The organism is Streptomyces chlorus (genome assembly GCF_042655885.1).
Taxonomy (GTDB): domain Bacteria; phylum Actinomycetota; class Actinomycetes; order Streptomycetales; family Streptomycetaceae; genus Streptomyces; species Streptomyces chlorus.
In genome coordinates this window covers 1-16,951 of record NZ_JBHSOA010000050.1, presented here as the reverse complement: position 1 = coordinate 16,951, position 16,951 = coordinate 1, and the positions used below count along the sequence as shown (strand labels likewise).

The following is a 16,951-nucleotide window of genomic DNA, read 5'->3' as shown; positions in this document are numbered from 1 at the left end:
GTCCGCGCCCGCCCAGGGCGCGATATGCGCATCCACGGCGGGATGCGGCGGACCACGCTGGATGTGCCGGCCCCGAGGGACCACTCCGGTCGGACCCCAGCATCCGATACGAGGTATGGACGATCATGGCTTTTCCGACTGACCGCTCTGCGGTCCGGTGCGTGACCGGTACTTCCCGTGGCCTGGGGCTGGACCTGGTCAGGCGGCTGCTGGAGCGTGGTGACAGGGGCGCGGCGACGACGTGTTCGTCCGAGCGGCTGCTCACCGCGCTCGGGGACGGCGCCGACACCTCGCGTCTTCTCCCGCTCACCGTCGACCTGCGTGACGAGGCGCAGGTGAAGCAGGCCGTCCACAGGACCATCGAGCGTTTCGGCGGCCCGGACGTGGTCATGAACAACGCCGGCTACGGCTTCCTGACCGCGGTGGAGGAGCCCGGCGACCGCGACGTCCGCGACATGCTCGACGACCATCTCAAACTCCAGGACAGCCATCCCGGCGACCCGGCCAAGGGCGCCGAAGCGATCATCAACCGGGGCGTGACCGGCCAGGGCCCGCTGCGCCGGATCCTCGGCTCGGACTCCCACGCCTACGCCACCGCCAAGGTCCAGGCCCTCCAGGCCGACCTGGACGCCACCGCGGACACCGCACCCACCACCGACTTCCCGGCCACCATCTGACCCCCACCATTCGCCCTTCCACCGCACCACCACGGAGAGGAACTGCCCCATGAGCAAGGTCCTGATCATCATGTCGGCTGCCGACGTCTGGGAGCGCACGGACGGCTCGGCGTACCCGACCGGCTATTGGGCCGAGGAGCTGGCTGCTCCGCACGAGAAGTTCGTCCGGAGCGGCTACACGGTCGACTTCGCCTCGCCGGGCGGAGTGCTGCAGCCACTCGACCAGCACAGCGCCGACCCAGAGATCGCCGGGGCGGACTGCGCCCGCCACGTGGAGTACGCGGAGAAGGTCCTGCGGGAGTTCGGCCCTCTGCTGAAGCTCGACGAGGTCGACGTCAACGACTACGTCGCGGTCGTCCTGCCCGGCGGCCACGGCCCGGTCGTCGACCTCTACCAGGACGCCGGCCTCGGCCGTCTGCTGACCGCCGCGGACGCGTCCGGGAAGGTGATCGGAGCCGTCTGCCACGGCCCGGCCGCCCTGCTCAGCGCCGTGGACACGGAGGGCAAGTGGCTGTTTGCCGACCGGAGGATGACGGCCTTCACCGACGAGGAGGAACAACTTTTCAAAACGGCCGAAGGTGCTCCGTGGCTGCTCGCCGCCCGACTGCGGGAGAGGGGCGCCGACCACATCGGCGGGCCGGCCTACCAGCAGCACAACGTGCAGGACGGCAACCTGTTCACCGGGCAGAACCCGGCGTCCAGCGCCCGCATGGCCGAGGACATGATCGCAGCCCTCGGCTGAACGCACACGCCGGGGCACCATGCCTCGAGTAGCGCATCGGTGTGCTGCCGTTCCCTGTCTCGCGCGAGCGTTCCGAGGACGGCAGCTCCCGCTTCTGGTCTCTTCTACGGCCCTCGTGATCCCGCGGAGGCCGGAGGACGGGTCGGCCCACGCTGATCGAACCACGTCTGGCCGGCCTCCACGAGCATGAGGGAATCCTCTCGGCGTCGCCAGAATTCTCTGACTGACATCAGAGAATGAATGCGGCGCAAATCGGCCAGGTGCGGTGGTTCAACCGCACCGTCACCGAACGCGTGGGCGTGCTTCACGATCAGTACCCGGGCCGTGACCGGCCCATCGGTGAGGCCCGGCTGCTCTGGGAGATCGGCGAACAGGGCCAGGACGTACGGTGGCTGCGCGAGTGCTTGGGGCTCGATTCCGGGTACGTCAGCCGACTGCTGCGTTCCCTCGAGGCCGACGGTCCGGTGAGCGTGGAGCCGCATCCCCGGGACAGGCGGGTGCGCACCGTCGGGCTCACCGACGCGGGCCGTGCGGAGCGTGCCGAACTCGGCCGTCGGAGCGACGACCTGGCCGGCCGCCTCCTGGAACCGCTCAACAGCGCCCAGCGCGCCCTGCTGGTCGCCGCCATGTCCGAGGTCGACCGGTTGCTGAGCGCCGCGACGGTCACACTGGACGCCGTAGCCCCGGACCACCCCGATGCCGAGCACTGTCTGCGGTCCTACTGCGCCGAACTGCAGGAACGCTTCGAGACCGGCTTCGACCCCGCACGGGGCCTGCTGCCCGACCCCACGGAACTCTCCTCGCCGCAGGGCCTGTTCCTCATCGCCCGCCTGCACGGCGAGCCCGTCGGCTGCGCCGGTCTGAAGCTGCCGCCCGGGGCACCGGCGGAAGTCGAGCGCATGTGGGTCGCACCCCATGCCAGGGGTCTCGGTCTCGGCCGTCGGCTGCTGGCCGAGCTGGAGGCGAAAGCCTCCCAGCACGGCCGCGAGGTAATGCGCCTGGACACCAACACGGTGCTCGACGCCGCGAACGCCCTGTACCGCTCCTGCGGTTTCCAGGAGGTCGCCGCCTTCAACGACGAGCCGTACGCCCAGCACTGGTTCGAGAAGCGGCTCACCGCACCATCGGCAGGATGACGGTGCGGGTCACGGGCAGGAGCTGCACGTCTTCTCCGCCCCCACAGTCAGCTCCTCGCTCATGACGCTCCGTCGGACTGACGGGACAGCCCCTTCCCGCATCCGGAGCTACGGCAGAGGGTTCGAGGCTCCGGCCCCATGAGGGTCCCTCGAGATCTCCTCACCGATGCGGACGGCAAGTGGTCGAGCGTAGTGGCGGTCGGGTTGAGCTGTTCGGAGTTCCGCTTCCGCTCCTGGGCCGCGGACAGCTCGCACCTCGGCAAGGCGACGAGGGCGGGCGGCGGGCCGGAGGCCGAGGGCGGATACGGCGGTCGGCCCGCCCGGCCACGCTAGGGCGAGGCCGGCACCGGTGACGCGCTGGGTACGGCGGTGGGCCGGGGCGTCGGGGCGTCGGGGACGTCGGTCCGGGCCTGTTCGCTGGGGCTAGGGCTGACCGGCCGGGGTATTGCCGTCGGAGCGGGCGCGGACGAAGGGCTGCTCACGGGAGGCGGGGCAAGGGGCACGGTGGGGGACGCCGGCTTGTCGGGTGCCGCCGGCTGGAGCGGCAGGACGACGAGGGCGGCGAAGGCGGCGAAGGCGCATGACACACCGACTCCGACCGCGGCGCGGACCCGCCGACGGCGCGCCGCGACGCGGCGGATCTCCTCGTACCGGCCGGCGGGCGGGCCGAGGTAGTCGGAGGCCGGCCGCAGGATGACGGCGAGGGGGTCGTCGGGTTCGAAGTCCGGACCATCGTCAGAGTATGTGATCAAGGCTTCTCCTCAGGTGGGCGCGGAGCAGTTCGCGGGCCGCGTGAAGGTCGGCCTTGATGGTTCCTTCCTTGCGCCCGGTCACCACGGAAACCTCCCTGATCGGCATGTCGGCGTAGTAGTGCAGCAGGATCGGGACGCGCAGTCGTTCCGGCAGCGACTGCACGAGCAAGCGTACGGACGGGTCGGCGGGTTCGCTGTGAGGACGGACGGCGGCTTCCGCGGTGACACGGTGTACCGCTCTGCGTTCGCGCTCCAGTTTGCGCCAGTGGTCCCGGACGAGGTTGGCCGCGGTGACGTAGAGGAAGCCCCGCGGTTCCGCCACGGATGTCCAGCGGGCCCACAGCCGGGTGAACGCCTCCGAGGCGATCTCGTGGGCCGTCTCGTCGTCGTCGACCAGCCGGCGGCACCAGCCGGCGAGGCGCGGGTAGAGGGCGGCGAACAGCTCGGACGCTGCCTTCTCGCGGGACCGTTTCAATGCTCTCCATGGTCGTGGTGGTACCGGTGGCGTGGTGCCACTCGCGGGGAAGGCCCCGGGCCGCCGGCACACGGTCCACCGGCCCGGGACTTCCGTGGCGGATCAGGGACTCGCCGAGCTCGGCGCGGCGAAGACGATCACGTTGTCGCGGTACTCCTCACCGGTCCGCGGGCCGCCGCACGTAATGAGCCGCAGCTCCGGACGGTTCACGTTCCCGTAGACCTCGTCCGTCGGGAAGTCCGTCTTGGCGACCGTCCGGATCGAGTCGACGGCGAACACCGCCGCCGTGTCGTTCTCCAGGCGTACCACGATCCGGTCGCCGCGGTGCAGCCGCGCAAGGTGGCGGAAGACACCGTCCCCGTGGGCGCCGACCGTGACGTGTCCGAGGATCACCGACGGGCCGATCCGGCCCGGCGTCGGTGAGTGCCGGTACCAGCCCGCCACGTCGTCAGCCGTGAGCGGGGGAACCTGCACCGTGCGGTCCCGGGCCAACCCCAGTTGCATGACCGGGGTGTCGACCCCGATGGCCGGGATCTCCAGACCGACCGGGACCGAACGCCCAAGGACATGCGTCGTCCTGGCGGAGGGCCGCGAAGACGGTGAGGTGCTTTCCGGGCGTTCGGCCCTGGCCGGGCCGGTCCGGTCGCCGCTGCAGCCGACGAGCAACGAGGCCGTCGCCGCGGTGACGAACGCACGCCTGGAGAGCGACGTCATGCTGCGGTCGCCCGCCGGCGGCGTACGAGGAACACCGTCGCGCCCCCGGCGGCGAGCACGGCGGTGGCACCCCCGCCGATCAGCCCGCCACCGACTCCGGACTGCGCAGACTCCGGAGCCGCACCGGTGTCGGGGGCTCCGCTCGGTACGACGGAGACCCCGCCCGTGCTCCCTTCCTCGGCCGGAGCCGGCTCCGGGGAGGCGGTCGGCGCCGGCGACACGCTCGGGGTCGCTGTGGCCTCGGCGACGGGAGTTGACTCGTCGGCGAACGCGGGCACCGCGCTCGCCAACAGGGCGGTGCACGCGAGTGCCGCGGCGCTGAAAACAGTTCGGCGCATGGAACGCTCTCTTTCATCGGTTCGCCCGCGCGGTGACCCGGCGGGCTCAGTCATGAATCGTGCGGAGAGACGAGGCGGCGGCAGCACGGGTTGTAAAGAGAAGGCAAAGCCCTGCTGGTGTGATGCGACCGCGCGGCGTCCGCCGATGAGTTCTGCCGATCCGGCGGACCTGAGGGCCTGTCCCTCGTGCGAGCTACATGCAGGTGTCCACTGTGCGGTGACGATTTCCGGCCGCCGGATCGATGGCGTCGGATCCGCCGCGGTGCGCCTGCCGCGGACGTGGTGAAGGAGTTTTCGTGAGACTGGTTTGGCAGCTCGCCGCTGTGCTGGTGGTCAGCTCGGTCAGCGGCCAGAGTGTCGCCGCGGTGGAAGGAAATCCCTGGCTGACGCTCGTCCTCGGTGTCCTGACAGCCGCGCTGTGCGTGCTGGTCTACAGGTGGGTGGCGCAGCGGACCGAACACCGCCCGGTCACGGAGTTCGCCCGGCAGGGAGCCGGGGCGGCGACAGGCCGCAGGCTGCTGATCGGCGTCGCGTTGTTCGGGGCCGTCATCGCCGACATCGCCGTCCTCGGCCACTACGAGGTCGACGGCCTGGGACCGGCAACAGGTGCGGTAGGGCTGGTGACCTGACGCGCCACTGCAAGGGATGGGCAACGGAGTTGCGGACCGCTGGGGTGCAGTGGGTAAGGAGCAGCGTGGAAGCCGCTGCCTTCCACGCACGGAGCCTCGCCACCGAGAGGGCCGGGACCACCCGGCCCGATCACGGCCCCTGCAGGCACCGGTCACTCGACCGACGGCACTCCCACCACGCCAACCGATCTGTCGCAGTCATCGCCATGCCCCGAACAGGACCGCCTCCGAAGCGGTAGTCGCTCTCCTTCAGTCCCGGGGCGTCAGCACACAGAACTCATGGCCATCGGGATCGGCCATCACCGCCCGACCGGCCTCGCCCCGGTCGATGTCGATGCGCTTCGCCCCGAGGGAGACGAGACGGTCGACCTCTGCCTGCTGATCACCGTGGGCGGGTGGAGCAAGGTCGAAGTGCAGCCGGTTCTTCCCGGTCTTCGGCATCAGCGGTGGACCACCCCACGTGATCTTCGGGCCGCCTCGCGGCGAGCGGATCGCGGTCTCCTGGTCCTGGTCCCAGACCAACGGCCAGCCCAGGGCCCGGCTCCAGAAGTACCCGACCTCCTGCGATCCGTCGCACGCGAGTGCTCCGATGAATCCGCAGTCGGCGAGGAAGTTGTTGCCCGGCTCGATGACGCAGAACTCGTTGCCTTCCGGGTCGGCGAGCACCACATGCCCCTCCTCGGGGCGTTGACCGATGTCGATGTGGCGGGCACCGAGTCCGAGCGCCCTCGCCACCACCTGCTGCTGGTCGTCGAGGGACGTGCTCGTCAGGTCGAAGTGCATCTGGTTCTGGCCCGACTTCTGTTCCTGGGTCGGGAGGAACCGGATCCGGAACCCGGTGTCGTCGTTCGGCTGGAGAGTGGGCACGCCGTCGGAGTCGTCGGCCGTCTCCCGGCCCAGGACACCGGCCCAGAAGCGCGAGAGGCGGAGGGGATCGTGCGCATCGAAGCAGAGCGCGTGGAGCTGAGACGTCATTTCCCGCATATCCGATCCGCCGACTCGCTGCCCCACCCGCCGATCGCGTGGGGCAGTCCGCCGGCAACAGGGCCTCGTCCAGGTCGTGGAAGGAGCCTGCCCATGGGGCGCCACCCGGTCAACTCGTTTTCGCTCGCTGCCGTCGCCACAGCCCTTCGCGGACAGGAGCCGGGCGAGCCGGTCGGCGCGGGTTCGGCGAACCGTGGCCGAGATGTGTGCCTGCGGGCAGAGGGCGTCGAATCCGTGGAAGTCACCTACCCAGACGTGGAGTTCGGCCTGGCCGCCTGCGGCCGGATGCGGGTGGCCCAGCGGGTGTCCTCGTTACGGAAGGTTTCGGCGAACTTGGTGTCGATGTAAGGGGTCGGCAGGCCCGAGAGGTCGTCGGCCATCGCGGGCGAGACGTCCTCAGTCCCCGCCGGCGCACCACCTGGGCGCCCGGCTTGACCTTCAACGAGCGCAAGGACTTGCGTACCTTCGTCACGGTCTCCTTCCGCGGGGTCGAACGAGGGGGTCACCGTCGGTCTCCCCGTCGGGGGCCTCCGCCGCGGGGCGACGGAGGCAGGTGTCATCGTTCTTCGCGGAAGAGGACGTGCTCACCGGCAACCGGGTCGTACTTCCGCAGGACCAGCCGGTCGGGGTCGTTCAGACGGTTCTTGCGGGTCACGTAGGTGACTCCCGTACCTACCGTCGACTTCAGCTTGACGACCGGCCGCGCAGTGCTGCGTGCCATGAGGTGCTCCTTTCGCCACCGCCCGAGCCTATTGACTCAAACATGCCAGACATAGCGGACAACGGCGTCGGCGGGCGCCTTATTCCGCATCCCCCGTTCAGCGGGTCGGGACCGCCGCCCACTCCGCGCCCGACACCTCGCCGGGCGGACCGAAGCCACGGGCAAGCGATCGTGGAGGGCGGTCGCCTACGCGGCGAAAGGCTCTGCGGGGCTTCAGCCGAACGATCGTCCCCGCAGGCTATGGGTGAGGCCCGGCGGCACCGTCCCCTCCACGACCACGATGCCGCCAACACGTCCTCCCTCACGTTCCGGCGGACCGTGCCGTGGATACCTGACGGGCGCATCGCGTTCTGGGGCGGCTGGGGCGGCTCGATGGCAATCATGGACCTCGACCGGCGTATGACGATCGGCTACGTCATGAACCGCATGGGAACCGGCGTCCTGGGCTCGGAGCGGGCCGCCGCCTACGTCGGCGCCGTCTGCCGAGCCTTCGAACGCCGGTCACGTCTGAAGAAGGGCGCCGGATCCCTGCCCGGCGACCGGCACCGACCCGGCGTACTCCTCGGTGATCCAGTGTGCGAGGGCATGAGGGGGTGAGAAAAAAACGACCCGGCTGTGGCGGGCGACCCGCTTGTTCAGCTGTTTCTCGGCGGCGGCCTCGACCAGCTCGTTCACCGGTTTGCTGCGGTCGGTCGGCGTCACAGGTCAGGACGGCCGGCGGTGAGGCGTGCCCGGCGGCACCGAGTCCCCCGCCCTCACGCACTCGCCTCACGCACTCGGGGCAGGGTGCGCGCGACAGTCCGGTCGGCATCCCGGTCCCGGGCGGAGCCAGGGGTGGGGTGGGCGCGGTTCGAACGGTTGTCCGCGCGCCCTCTCCGGCCGTCGTCGCTGAGCAGGGTCAGGTGGCGGGGCGGGCAGTGTGGTCGGGGTGGTGCCGGGTACGGCGGGCCTCCTTCATCTCCGCCTCGTACAGGTGGTCGCGTCCCGCGGCCAGCTCCTGCCGGATCTCCTGCTCGATCTGCTGGAAGGGCCGGTAGTACGTGGCGTTGTACGCCTCGACGATCTGGAAGGTCCAGTGACCCGGAATCACGTTGCGGCCGAGAATCTCTCGCTCCACCCGGCCGGCCTGCTCTTCGTGGCCGGCCTCACGGAGCAGGCGCACCGCGTCGTCGAGGGCGAGGTCGGCGCTGCCGGTCAGCTGATGGAACGTGTAGAGCGCACCACGGGCCCGCTCGGCCGTCTCCAGCGCCTTCGACAGTCTGCCCAGGGCTTCGACCGTCGTGTCGGACACGCCGTCCGGGCGCCGGTGCTCAGGGGCGGGGTGCTGCGCATTGGTGTTCATACAAAGACGGGTTCCCCGGGGAGGGCCGGGGAAGGCTGCGGCGTTCGGGGCACACCTCACCCACCGACTCGCCAAGAATGTGATGACTTGCAAGAACCTCGCGGTTCGCCTGAACCGGCCACGCCGCGCACGCGTAGGGAGAACGGGAAGACACGCACACCCGGAATCCGCAAGGCCCGAAGCACCCGACACACAGCGACATCTCCAAGGAGTGCCCGATGAGCACCGCACGCTTCAGCGACTGGCTGACCACCCGCCGGCCCCTCGTACTGGGCCTGTTCCGCATGGTCCTGGGCATCCTGTTCACCAGCGAGGGCGCTGCTACGGTCTTCGGGGTGCTGGACCGGACGGCCAGCCCCGTGGGTGACTGGCCGTTCTGGTACGCCGGGGTGATCGAGCTGGCATGCGGTGTCCTCGTCCTTCTTGGAGTCACGACGCGCAGCGCGGCCTTCATCAGCTCGGGCATCATGGCCTTCGCCTACTTCACCGAGCACCAGAAGAACGGCCTGTTCCCGCTGCAGAACGGCGGCCTCGCCCCTGCGCTCTTCTGCTGGGGATTCCTGCTCATTGTGTTCTTCGGGCCGGGCGCCCTGTCCCTGTCGGGCCTCGTACCGGGCCTCGTAGGCCGCGGGGAAACCGACGTCCGGCCGACTGCTCGCCCGGAGCCCGAGCCGCGGGTGGGCGAGTAGGCGGCGCCGGGACGAGGACGTCCGGCAGAGGACGTCCGGCATGGGACGTCCGGCATGGGATCTACGCGGCGCATCCGATCCGGCTGCCCCTCCAGCGCACCGACGACCGGACCGAGGCCGCTCTGCAGCACCCACGCGTGGCGGGTGCTGCACGCCACCCTGTCCGGGCGGAACCATCTCGCCGAGCTCCCTGCGGCGAGATGGTTCCGCCCGACGGCCCCGTTCCCGCACGCACGGGCGGCTGCAATCGCTCGTCTCCACGAGAACGGACGGCCCAGGTGATCCGCGGCGATCCGCGCCACGACGAGGTGGCGGAGTCATGGCCCTGGGAACGCGCGTACCTGGTCGTGCCTGATCAGTCCGGATGAGAAGTGATGTCACCGGGCCATCGGGCCGGTCTGCCACCGGCCATGCTCACCGCCCCGGTGGTTCTCCGAGGCCCTTGGCGCTGGTCGCCGCTGTGCCGGCGGAGCCGGTCGGTGTGGCGGGCGACGTCATCGACGCGCGCCGCGAGGTCGGGGTGGTCGGACGCCAGATGCGTGTGCGTCGCCGTCAGGAGGCCGACGAGGGTGGCAGCGTCGTTGTCGGCGAGGGCTGCGGTGAGTTCGGCGAGAGAGGCGCGGGCGGCGGCGGGGAGATCGGTGAGCGCGGTGATCCGGCCGACGAGCCGGCGCAGGTCCGTGGCGTTGACGCGGGCCCATGCGGTGACGGTGCGGTCGGCGGCGCGGCGGTCACGGGTGGCCCGTACCCGCTGCTCGCCCGTGGACCCCGGGTTTCCGGGGCGCACGCGCAGGTAGCGGCGTTCGGCGGCCTGGCGGCTGGAGACGCCCAGGGGGTGGGCGAGGTCGGCCCAGCCGGCGCCCGCCTCCCGGGCCTCTTCGATCAGGCCCGGTTCCCACCCGGCGAGCTGATCGCGGACTTCGCGGAGCAGCAGGAGCACGGCGAGTGCCTGCTCCGAGCCGGCCTGGCTCACGACCGCCAGTAGGGCTCCGTACCCGGTCTCCGTCAGCGGCACGGTGGGCGATCGGTCCTTCTCGGCGCGCCCGTCCCTCCTGGCGGGCGGTTCGTGGGTGACCACGAAGACGTGACCGCCTGCTGCGGGCTTGCCGTTCCAGCCGTTCGCCAGGTCGAACAATCGCCGGCCAAGGATGCCCACGCCTTCGCCGTCCTGAGGTCGATCGCGCCCGGTCGCCGGGGTCTACGCCTGCCGGGACCCGCCGTGGTCACTCCCGTGCGCCTGCGTCCGGCACCGGTCTGGCGTCCGTGGTCCGGGCGGCGGACGCCCGTGGAGGCGAAAGGCGGACGTCGGTGGACCGGACGGCATCCGGACATCGCGGATCCGAGGCATGCTCCGCGTCGGCCGGGAGCATGTCACCGCGATCCGCCGGGTCCGGTCCGTGTCTTGGCCGCGCCCGTGTTCCTGCCGGCCTCAGCGGTGCGGAACCTGTCCCGGATGGCGATGTGACAGGCCCTGTGGCAGTGTTCGCGCCGGTGCGCGGAGAGCGCCACGACAGAGGGCGCGACCGCGCCGGAGAACGACGAGGGAGACAGGATGATCTTCATCACCGCCAAGTTTCGGGTGCGCCCCGAGTATGCCGACGAGTGGCCGAAGATCGCCGCGGAGTTCACCTCGGCCACCCGGGACGAACCCGGCTGTCTGTGGTTCGACTGGTCCCGCAGCGTCGAGGACCCGACGGAGTACGTCCTGGTCGAGGCATTCCGCGACGCCGAGGCGGGGGCGGCCCATGTGCACTCCGAGCATTTCAGGGCCGCGCAGCGGACCCTGCCGCCCCATCTGGCCGAGACGCCCCGCATCGTGAACGCGACGGTTCCACAGGACGACTGGTCGCTGCTGGGCGAGATGAGCGTTCCCGAGCAGAACTGACGCGTCGTCTCGAGGCAGACTCCCGTCGAGGTTCCGCGATCGCCGGGGCGGGCCACCGGGGACGGCTCCGGCGCGGTGCCGTCCCTGGTTCCGGGTCGTTCAGCGGCCGCGCCGGCGGACCCTCAGATCCGTGACCACGGGACGGTGGTCCGACGCCTCCGTCGCCACCGCTTCGGCACCGGTCACGGCGATGTCGGGGGACACGGCCACCAGGTCGATGCGCTTGACCGGGGCGACCGCCGGATACGTCCCACCGCCGTCCGGGTCTGCGTCCCGCAGCTGCTGCCACAATGGTGCCAGCTCCGGAGCCGTCGCTTCGGCGTTGAAGTCGCCGACCAGGATCTTCGGTCCGCGGTCGGCGGCCAGCACGTCGAGCATATCCGCCACCTGGGCCTCACGGACCGATGGGTCGGCCCGGTGGTCCAGGTGCGTGCTGTAGACGTGCACATGTGCGCCCTTGACGTTGACCGTCACCTCGGCGAATCCGGGCATCGGGGCCGGCACCGGGTCGGGTGTCCGGGTGGAGAGCCGGGTGATCTCGTGGTTCTCGGCCTCGATCACCGGGTAGCGGCTCAGGACGGCGACACCGTACTGCCGGCGCTCTCCGCCCTCGGCTGCCGGGTCCAGATCGTAGATCGGTGCGAAGAACACCCGCATGTCCAGCTTCTCGGCCAGCGCGCGGGCCTCGTCGACGAAGTCGCTGCGGTCGCCCCAGTGCACGTCGACCTCCTGGAGGCCGACCACGTCGGCGTCCAGATCACGTAGGGCCTGCGCGATGCGGTCGAGGTCGAAGACCCCGTCCTCACCGGCACCGGCGTGGATGTTGTAGGTCGCCACCTTCAGCGGCACCGCCGGGGCATCTGCCCCGGGGACTCCGGCACCCGCGGCTGTCGCCGGCGCCGCCGCGGCGAACAGGACGGCGGCCAGCGCGGCGGTGGCGGCAACCCCGCGGGCAGGGCAGGGGGAGCTCGGCTTCATGCCTTCTCCGGATCCGGTAGAGGTTGAGACGCGCAGGATGGAATCGAGGCCGTACCGAACGGGAACCGCGGCGTGACCGGGCGGAAGGCATCCGGGAGCGATCGGGCAGAACGCGGGCCACGGGATGGACGAGGCTCGGCCGGCGCGACAGCTCATCCGGCAGCACGTCAACACCTGTACCAGGTGGACAGGTTTCTCTACCGGGTCATCCGGCCCTCTCCCCGTCGCGATGTCGGGGCCCCGTCGTGTTGCCTTCCGGGTGCCGTCGGCCGACGCTCCTCACGGTGTGCCGATCTCCCGCCCCGCAGGGGGCGCTCGCCCTCGCACCACTCGACTTCTGTGTATAGGTTGCCACTTGGGAACCAACCGTTTCGTATGGGAGCGTCGCATGCCCGAATCCCCCACCACCAGTGAGCCGGACAAAGGGATCAGGACTGATCTGCCGCACACGGCCCGGATCTGGAATTACTGGCTGGGCGGCAAGGACAACTACGTCGTCGATCAGAAGGTGGGAGAGGAGATCCGCAGGCTCCACCCCGGCATCGGCGAGTACGCCCGCGCGGACCGACAGTTCCTGCAGCGTGCGGTGCGGTACCTGGTGACCGAGTGCGGCATACGGCAGTTCCTCGACATCGGCACCGGGCTGCCCACCGCCGACAACACGCACGAGGTCGCCCAGCGGCTCGCCCCCGAGGCCCGTGTCGTCTACGTCGACAACGATCCGACAGTCCTGGCCCATGCCGCGGCCCTGCTGACCAGTTCGCCCGAGGGCCGTACGTCCTACCTCGACGAGGACCTGCGCAATGCCGACACAATCCTGGCGCAGGCCGGGAAACTGCTCGACCTGAGCCGTCCCGTGGCGCTGGTCCTGCTGGGAGTCGTCATGTTCATCGAGGACGACGAGGAAGCCCGTGGGATCGTGCGGCGTCTGATGGATGGCCTGCCGACGGGCAGTCACCTCGTGCTGTCGCACACCATCACCCGAGCGGACATGCCCGACGTCGACGCGGCGGTGGCCTTCTGGAACGAACACGGCACCCCGCGGCTGGCCCAGCGGCCCCCCGGCACCGTCGCCGGTTTCTTCGAGGGGCTCCAGCTCCTCGAACCCGGTGTGGTCTCCTGCAACCGCTGGCACCCCGCCCCGGCCCTCGGCGACGAACCCGTCGAGGAGGTCGCCATGTTCGGCGGCGTGGCGCGCAAGCAGTGACCCCGCGCATCCGGGGCGGCGACGCCGCTGCCGGATCCGCCCGTCAGGCTGCCGGTGGCGCCGGACGGGACGGAGGGGACAGCGGGGACGTGAGGGCGGCGAGCAGGACGTCCGCCGGAAGGACCGGCACCGTACGGCCACCCGGACCGGTGACCGTCGTCGCGGCGAGCAACGAGTTGAGCACCGCCTCCTCCACACCGTCGAGAACCGCTTCGAACAGCGGCCCCAGATCGGCATCCGCCACGGGAGCACCCCCGCCCGGCCGCGTGCCGAAGGCCACGGCGTAGTCACCGCTGCCATGGCTGTAGGCCGCGCCCGTGCGGGCCAGGGCGAAGACCGCACGCCGTGCGACGCGGGTGAGCTGGCGCGCGTCCAGAGGGGCGTCGGTGGCCACCACGATCATGCAGGAGCCGGTCTCCGCGGCCGGCGCCCCACCGTCGGTGTCACGGCCCGCGGATCGCGGTGTGACGGTGCGGCCGAGCACCCGCAGTGTGCCGCCGAAATTCGCCTGCACCAGGACGCCCGCGGTGAAGCACCGGCCTGCCAGATCCAGCGTGCGGGAAGCGGTCCCGATACCGGCCTTGAATCCCAGAGCGACCGTGCCGGTCCCCGCGCCGACACAGCCCTCGGCCACCGGCCCGCCCGATGCCCCGTCGAGGGCCGCCCTCACATGCTCCTCGTGGACGGGCCGGCTGCGGATGTCGGACAGGAAACCGTCGTTGCACTCCCCCACGACAGGGTTGAGGCTTCGCACCTCGTCGCAGCCGGGCCGTTCGAGCATCCAGCCGACGAGGGCGTCGGCGACGCGGAAGGCGGACAGGGTGGAGGTGAGCAGCACCGGTGTCTCCAGCGTGCCGAGTTCGGTGAGCTGGGTCGTGCCGATGAGCTTGCCGTAGCCGTTACCGGTGAAGATGCCCGCGGACAACGGTGTGTGGGGGCCGACGGCGTCGGGCACGACGGCGGTGACTCCACTGTGCACGTCCGGGGGCCGTCGGACGGTGGTGTGGCCGACGCGGACGCCCGGCACATCGGTGATCGCGTTGAAGGGACCGGGAGCGGCCCCTCCGATGACGATGCCGAGGTCACGGGCGCGGCGCCGGGTGCCGCAGGCGGACTGCGGGCGAACCGGTGGTTCCATACGGCCGCACGATACCTGCCCCACCCCGCCCGACGTCCGCCGGCTCATGGCCGTCCACGTGGCGCCCAGTGCGAACAGGACCGGCAGCGGGATGTCCACGGTGCGGGTCCTTCGGGATGACGAGACGGCCCACCCCAGGCCCTGCCATGGTGCCCCGCGTTCCCATTCCTCGCGAACACGCAGGGGGCGTGTCGCAGCCCCTGCGCTCATGTCCCCGACGGTACCGGGCGCCGGAGGAGGTAGACGGCCGCGGTCACGACCAGGACGGCCATGCACGCGATGAACACCAGCCCCGCGTCCTGCAGGCCGAGGGGACCCGTCAGTACGCCCACGCCGATCACCGGTACCGAGATGCCCGCGTAGGCCACCACGAACAGCATGGAGATCACCCCCGCCCGCTCGCCCGCCGGAGACACCTCGGCCAGCGCGGACAGCGCGCCACGGAACGCCAGCCCCTGCCCGGCACCGCCGACGATCGCGCTCAGCACCACCAGCGCGAGCAGGTCCCGGTGCAGCGCGCCCGCGAGCAGCGCCAGCCCGGCGAGAAGGCCTGCACAGCCCCATGGCAGTGATCGTGTCGCCCCGACCCGGCCGACGGCCAGCTGCCCGGCGGTCGAGGCGAAGAAGGCCAGCGCGACGACCAGACCGCTCAGGGCACGGTTGTGCACGTTCAGGAACTGCGCGAGGAACGCCGGGCTGACCGACGTGAACACCCCGAACAGCGCGAAGCCCACGAACGAGGCGATCGCCGCCGGCCCGAACACCGCCCGCACCTGCGGGGGCAGGCCGGGCCGTCGCGGCCGTACGGTGCTCAGTGGGCGTCTCTCCCGTACGGTCTCCGGAAGCCGCGGCAGGACAGCGACCGAGCCGGCCACCAGGGCCAGGTGTACGGCGAACGGCAGGTACAGCGGCCCGGCCGCGTACTGGGACAGGACTCCCGCGAGCAGCGGCCCGCATCCCAGCCCGCCCATGTTGGCGGCGGTCGCGACGAAGGTGGCGCGAGAGGCGCCGCCGGGCGGTGCCAGCTCCATCACGAACGCCGTGGCGGCCCCGGTGAACAGCCCGGCGGACAGTCCCGACAGCAGCCGCCCCGCGTACAGCCATCCCAGGTCGGCAGCGCTGAGAAAGCAGATGGCGCTCAGGGCGGCGAATCCCAAACCGCACAGCAGCACCGGGCGCCTGCCCACCACGTCCGAGACGTTCCCCGCCAGCAGCAGGACACCGATGACACCGAAGGCGTACACGGCGTACACGACGGTGACGGTCAGTTCGGAGAACCCGAACTTCTCCTGGTAGAGACCGTAGAGAGGGGTCGGCAGTGTGGTACCGACCATGCACACGGCGAACACCGCACCGCTGAGCACACACGCGCACCATCCCGGGCGATCACCGGCCATGCCGCTGACGGTAACCCCGTATGCGCCGCGGTCCCGCCTGGCGCACCGACGCCGGGAGAACCTGGATGGGCTCGCCCCGTCCCGGTACCCGTCGCACTGACCGGGAGGTCTCCGGGTCCCGTACGGCGATCCAAGCGCGTGTCACCTTTCACACCTTACAGTGTTCGTTTTCTTGACGGAGGACGCCGGTCCATCGACGGAACGTCACTCGGCGGCGCCGCGGCGGGAGATGGACTCCGCCCGAGGCCCCTGAACCAGCCTCTGATGCCGTGAACCCGCTGGGGGAGAGCGCCGTCACCGGATCGGTGGGGCATCAAGGGCTCCGCCCCACAGCCCATCACTGCCGCCTCCCGACACCCCTCAGCCCGACCCGAGGGACGTACGAGCCTTGCCCCGGGCCGTGATCCATCCGTTTTCGACAGGAGTCTTGACACAATCAACCCAACGCTGTGTGATAATCGCCACTGTAGGGCGTGAGAGGGGTCACACCATGAAATCAAAGGCAGCCATCCTCTGGGCTTGAGATTTAACCCTTCTTCTTGCGTCTCACCTTCTGCGCCGTGCCCGTTTTGCGAAGTTCAGATCCGAGTCGATGGCGTGGAGCTGGGGTGTTCTTGCCGCCCGGCGGACGGCCGGGACCGGGGTGGCTCGTTTTCGGCACGAGACTCGGGGTGCCCAGGCGGTCGCGGACGTGTCGAAATGCGCGGCGGACCCGGTAGGGCGTGAGCGGCTTGCCGGGACGGGGCCTGCGTTCCCAGGGCCGGCGAAGGTCATCGACCAGGCCGCGGGCGAGACGGAGTTGGGCGTAAGCGGTGATCAGCAGCCAGGTCCAGCGCACGGCCTGCTCGGGGTGACGCAGGCGGGCAGCGGTCCAGCCGAGCTGGGACTTCATCAGCTTGAAGGTGTGCTCCATGTCGAAGCGCCGCAGGTAGGCCCGCCAGCACACGTCCAGGTCCGGCAGCTCGGGACCGCGATGCCACAGCCACAAAGTGCGGTGCGGACTGCGTCCGTCCGGCAGGCGTTCTGAAGTTCCCCCCGGGTCCTGGACAGCGGGTGTTTACGCTGCGGGGGTGAGGTCCTGCCTGAGCAAGGTTCTCGTTTCGAGCGGGGTGACGTACCCGTACTCGGGGTGCCTGCGGAGTCGGCT

The 16,951-nt window shown here is 70.7% G+C and carries 20 protein-coding genes and 2 pseudogenes; 9 read left to right on the top strand and 13 right to left on the bottom strand.

All coding sequences use genetic code 11. The features are described from left to right. Window positions 1-161 precede the first annotated feature (161 nt). The 4 genes from ACFPZI_RS22450 (at window position 162) to ACFPZI_RS22435 (ending at window position 2,888) form a co-directional block, all read left to right on the top strand. Entirely contained in the window at window positions 162-677 is a 516-nt protein-coding gene (locus ACFPZI_RS22450) for an SDR family NAD(P)-dependent oxidoreductase (RefSeq protein WP_381365786.1), read from the top strand. A gap of 49 nt (window positions 678-726) precedes the next feature. After that, a complete protein-coding gene (locus ACFPZI_RS22445; protein ID WP_381365784.1) occupies window positions 727-1,419 on the top strand; it encodes a type 1 glutamine amidotransferase domain-containing protein in 693 nt (230 codons plus the stop codon). Window positions 1,420-1,655: 236 nt separating this feature from the next. Then, window positions 1,656-2,555 (top strand): bifunctional helix-turn-helix transcriptional regulator/GNAT family N-acetyltransferase, encoded by a 900-nt coding sequence (locus tag ACFPZI_RS22440; RefSeq protein WP_381365781.1) that lies wholly within the window; start codon window positions 1,656-1,658, stop codon window positions 2,553-2,555. Window positions 2,556-2,693: 138 nt separating this feature from the next. Continuing rightward, the gene (locus tag ACFPZI_RS22435; protein ID WP_381365778.1) at window positions 2,694-2,888 is read left to right on the top strand and encodes a hypothetical protein; all 195 of its coding nucleotides are present in this window, start codon (window positions 2,694-2,696) and stop codon (window positions 2,886-2,888) included. A gap of 402 nt (window positions 2,889-3,290) precedes the next feature. Here the strand turns inward: ACFPZI_RS22435 and ACFPZI_RS22430 are convergent, their stop codons facing one another. From ACFPZI_RS22430 to ACFPZI_RS22420, 3 genes are all read right to left on the bottom strand, one after another. Then, on the bottom strand, window positions 3,291-3,782 hold the full coding sequence (locus ACFPZI_RS22430; RefSeq protein WP_381365775.1) for an RNA polymerase sigma factor: 492 nt from the start codon (window positions 3,780-3,782) through the stop codon (window positions 3,291-3,293). A gap of 102 nt (window positions 3,783-3,884) precedes the next feature. Beyond that, window positions 3,885-4,496, bottom strand: coding sequence for a class F sortase (locus tag ACFPZI_RS22425; protein WP_381365772.1), 612 nt, complete (start codon window positions 4,494-4,496; stop codon window positions 3,885-3,887). Next, a complete protein-coding gene (locus tag ACFPZI_RS22420) occupies window positions 4,493-4,834 on the bottom strand; it encodes a sortase-dependent protein (protein ID WP_381365770.1) in 342 nt (113 codons plus the stop codon). Before ACFPZI_RS22420 ends, ACFPZI_RS22425 begins: the two co-directional genes overlap by 4 nt. A 296-nt stretch (window positions 4,835-5,130) precedes the next feature. Between ACFPZI_RS22420 and ACFPZI_RS22415 the strand changes: the two genes are divergently transcribed. Next, window positions 5,131-5,463 (top strand): hypothetical protein, encoded by a 333-nt coding sequence (locus ACFPZI_RS22415; protein WP_381365767.1) that lies wholly within the window; start codon window positions 5,131-5,133, stop codon window positions 5,461-5,463. Between the two features lie 249 nt (window positions 5,464-5,712). Here ACFPZI_RS22415 and ACFPZI_RS22410 read toward each other — a convergent pair whose 3' ends face one another. The 4 genes and pseudogenes from ACFPZI_RS22410 to rpmG all read right to left on the bottom strand — a co-directional run bounded on the left by ACFPZI_RS22410 (window position 5,713) and on the right by rpmG (window position 7,168). Beyond that, entirely contained in the window at window positions 5,713-6,438 is a 726-nt protein-coding gene (locus ACFPZI_RS22410; protein WP_381365853.1) for a VOC family protein, read from the bottom strand. A gap of 162 nt (window positions 6,439-6,600) precedes the next feature. Then, window positions 6,601-6,839: pseudogene (locus ACFPZI_RS22405) on the bottom strand (alpha/beta hydrolase fold domain-containing protein); the annotation flags it as partial. Window positions 6,840-6,847: 8 nt separating this feature from the next. Then, window positions 6,848-6,919 (bottom strand): annotated as a pseudogene (locus tag ACFPZI_RS22400) (50S ribosomal protein L36); the annotation flags it as partial. 84 nt (window positions 6,920-7,003) lie between these two features. Next, on the bottom strand, window positions 7,004-7,168 hold the full coding sequence (gene rpmG / locus ACFPZI_RS22395; RefSeq protein ID WP_055597989.1) for a 50S ribosomal protein L33: 165 nt from the start codon (window positions 7,166-7,168) through the stop codon (window positions 7,004-7,006). Between the two features lie 318 nt (window positions 7,169-7,486). Here rpmG and ACFPZI_RS22390 point away from each other — a divergent pair, with 318 nt between their 5' ends. Continuing rightward, complete coding sequence (locus ACFPZI_RS22390; RefSeq protein WP_381365764.1) at window positions 7,487-7,765, top strand: hypothetical protein; 279 nt, start codon at window positions 7,487-7,489, stop codon at window positions 7,763-7,765. 301 nt (window positions 7,766-8,066) lie between these two features. On the opposite strand, the gene ACFPZI_RS22385 is transcribed toward ACFPZI_RS22390, so the two are convergent. After that, complete coding sequence (locus ACFPZI_RS22385) at window positions 8,067-8,510, bottom strand: hypothetical protein (protein ID WP_381365761.1); 444 nt, start codon at window positions 8,508-8,510, stop codon at window positions 8,067-8,069. A 218-nt stretch (window positions 8,511-8,728) separates the two neighbouring features. Here ACFPZI_RS22385 and ACFPZI_RS22380 point away from each other — a divergent pair, with 218 nt between their 5' ends. Beyond that, complete coding sequence (locus ACFPZI_RS22380; protein WP_381365758.1) at window positions 8,729-9,199, top strand: DoxX family protein; 471 nt, start codon at window positions 8,729-8,731, stop codon at window positions 9,197-9,199. Between the two features lie 355 nt (window positions 9,200-9,554). On the opposite strand, the gene ACFPZI_RS22375 is transcribed toward ACFPZI_RS22380, so the two are convergent. Further along, on the bottom strand, window positions 9,555-10,277 hold the full coding sequence (locus tag ACFPZI_RS22375; RefSeq protein ID WP_381365851.1) for a type III effector protein: 723 nt from the start codon (window positions 10,275-10,277) through the stop codon (window positions 9,555-9,557). A 474-nt stretch (window positions 10,278-10,751) separates the two neighbouring features. Here ACFPZI_RS22375 and ACFPZI_RS22370 point away from each other — a divergent pair, with 474 nt between their 5' ends. Then, the gene (locus ACFPZI_RS22370; RefSeq protein WP_381365755.1) at window positions 10,752-11,084 is read left to right on the top strand and encodes a putative quinol monooxygenase; all 333 of its coding nucleotides are present in this window, start codon (window positions 10,752-10,754) and stop codon (window positions 11,082-11,084) included. Window positions 11,085-11,183: 99 nt separating this feature from the next. Here ACFPZI_RS22370 and ACFPZI_RS22365 read toward each other — a convergent pair whose 3' ends face one another. Further along, on the bottom strand, window positions 11,184-12,062 hold the full coding sequence (locus ACFPZI_RS22365) for an endonuclease/exonuclease/phosphatase family protein (RefSeq protein WP_381365753.1): 879 nt from the start codon (window positions 12,060-12,062) through the stop codon (window positions 11,184-11,186). 388 nt (window positions 12,063-12,450) lie between these two features. Between ACFPZI_RS22365 and ACFPZI_RS22360 the strand changes: the two genes are divergently transcribed. Further along, on the top strand, window positions 12,451-13,269 hold the full coding sequence (locus ACFPZI_RS22360) for an SAM-dependent methyltransferase (protein WP_381365750.1): 819 nt from the start codon (window positions 12,451-12,453) through the stop codon (window positions 13,267-13,269). A 43-nt stretch (window positions 13,270-13,312) separates the two neighbouring features. Here ACFPZI_RS22360 and ACFPZI_RS22355 read toward each other — a convergent pair whose 3' ends face one another. The 3 genes from ACFPZI_RS22355 to ACFPZI_RS22345 all read right to left on the bottom strand — a co-directional run bounded on the left by ACFPZI_RS22355 (window position 13,313) and on the right by ACFPZI_RS22345 (window position 16,792). Next, complete coding sequence (locus tag ACFPZI_RS22355) at window positions 13,313-14,407, bottom strand: P1 family peptidase (RefSeq protein ID WP_381365747.1); 1,095 nt, start codon at window positions 14,405-14,407, stop codon at window positions 13,313-13,315. A 206-nt stretch (window positions 14,408-14,613) separates the two neighbouring features. After that, window positions 14,614-15,804: an MFS transporter gene (locus tag ACFPZI_RS22350; protein ID WP_381365744.1), complete on the bottom strand. Its 1,191-nt coding sequence runs from the start codon at window positions 15,802-15,804 to the stop codon at window positions 14,614-14,616. Between the two features lie 526 nt (window positions 15,805-16,330). Beyond that, window positions 16,331-16,792, bottom strand: a complete 462-nt coding sequence (locus ACFPZI_RS22345) for a hypothetical protein (protein ID WP_381365741.1) — start codon at window positions 16,790-16,792, stop codon at window positions 16,331-16,333. Window positions 16,793-16,951 lie beyond the last annotated feature (159 nt).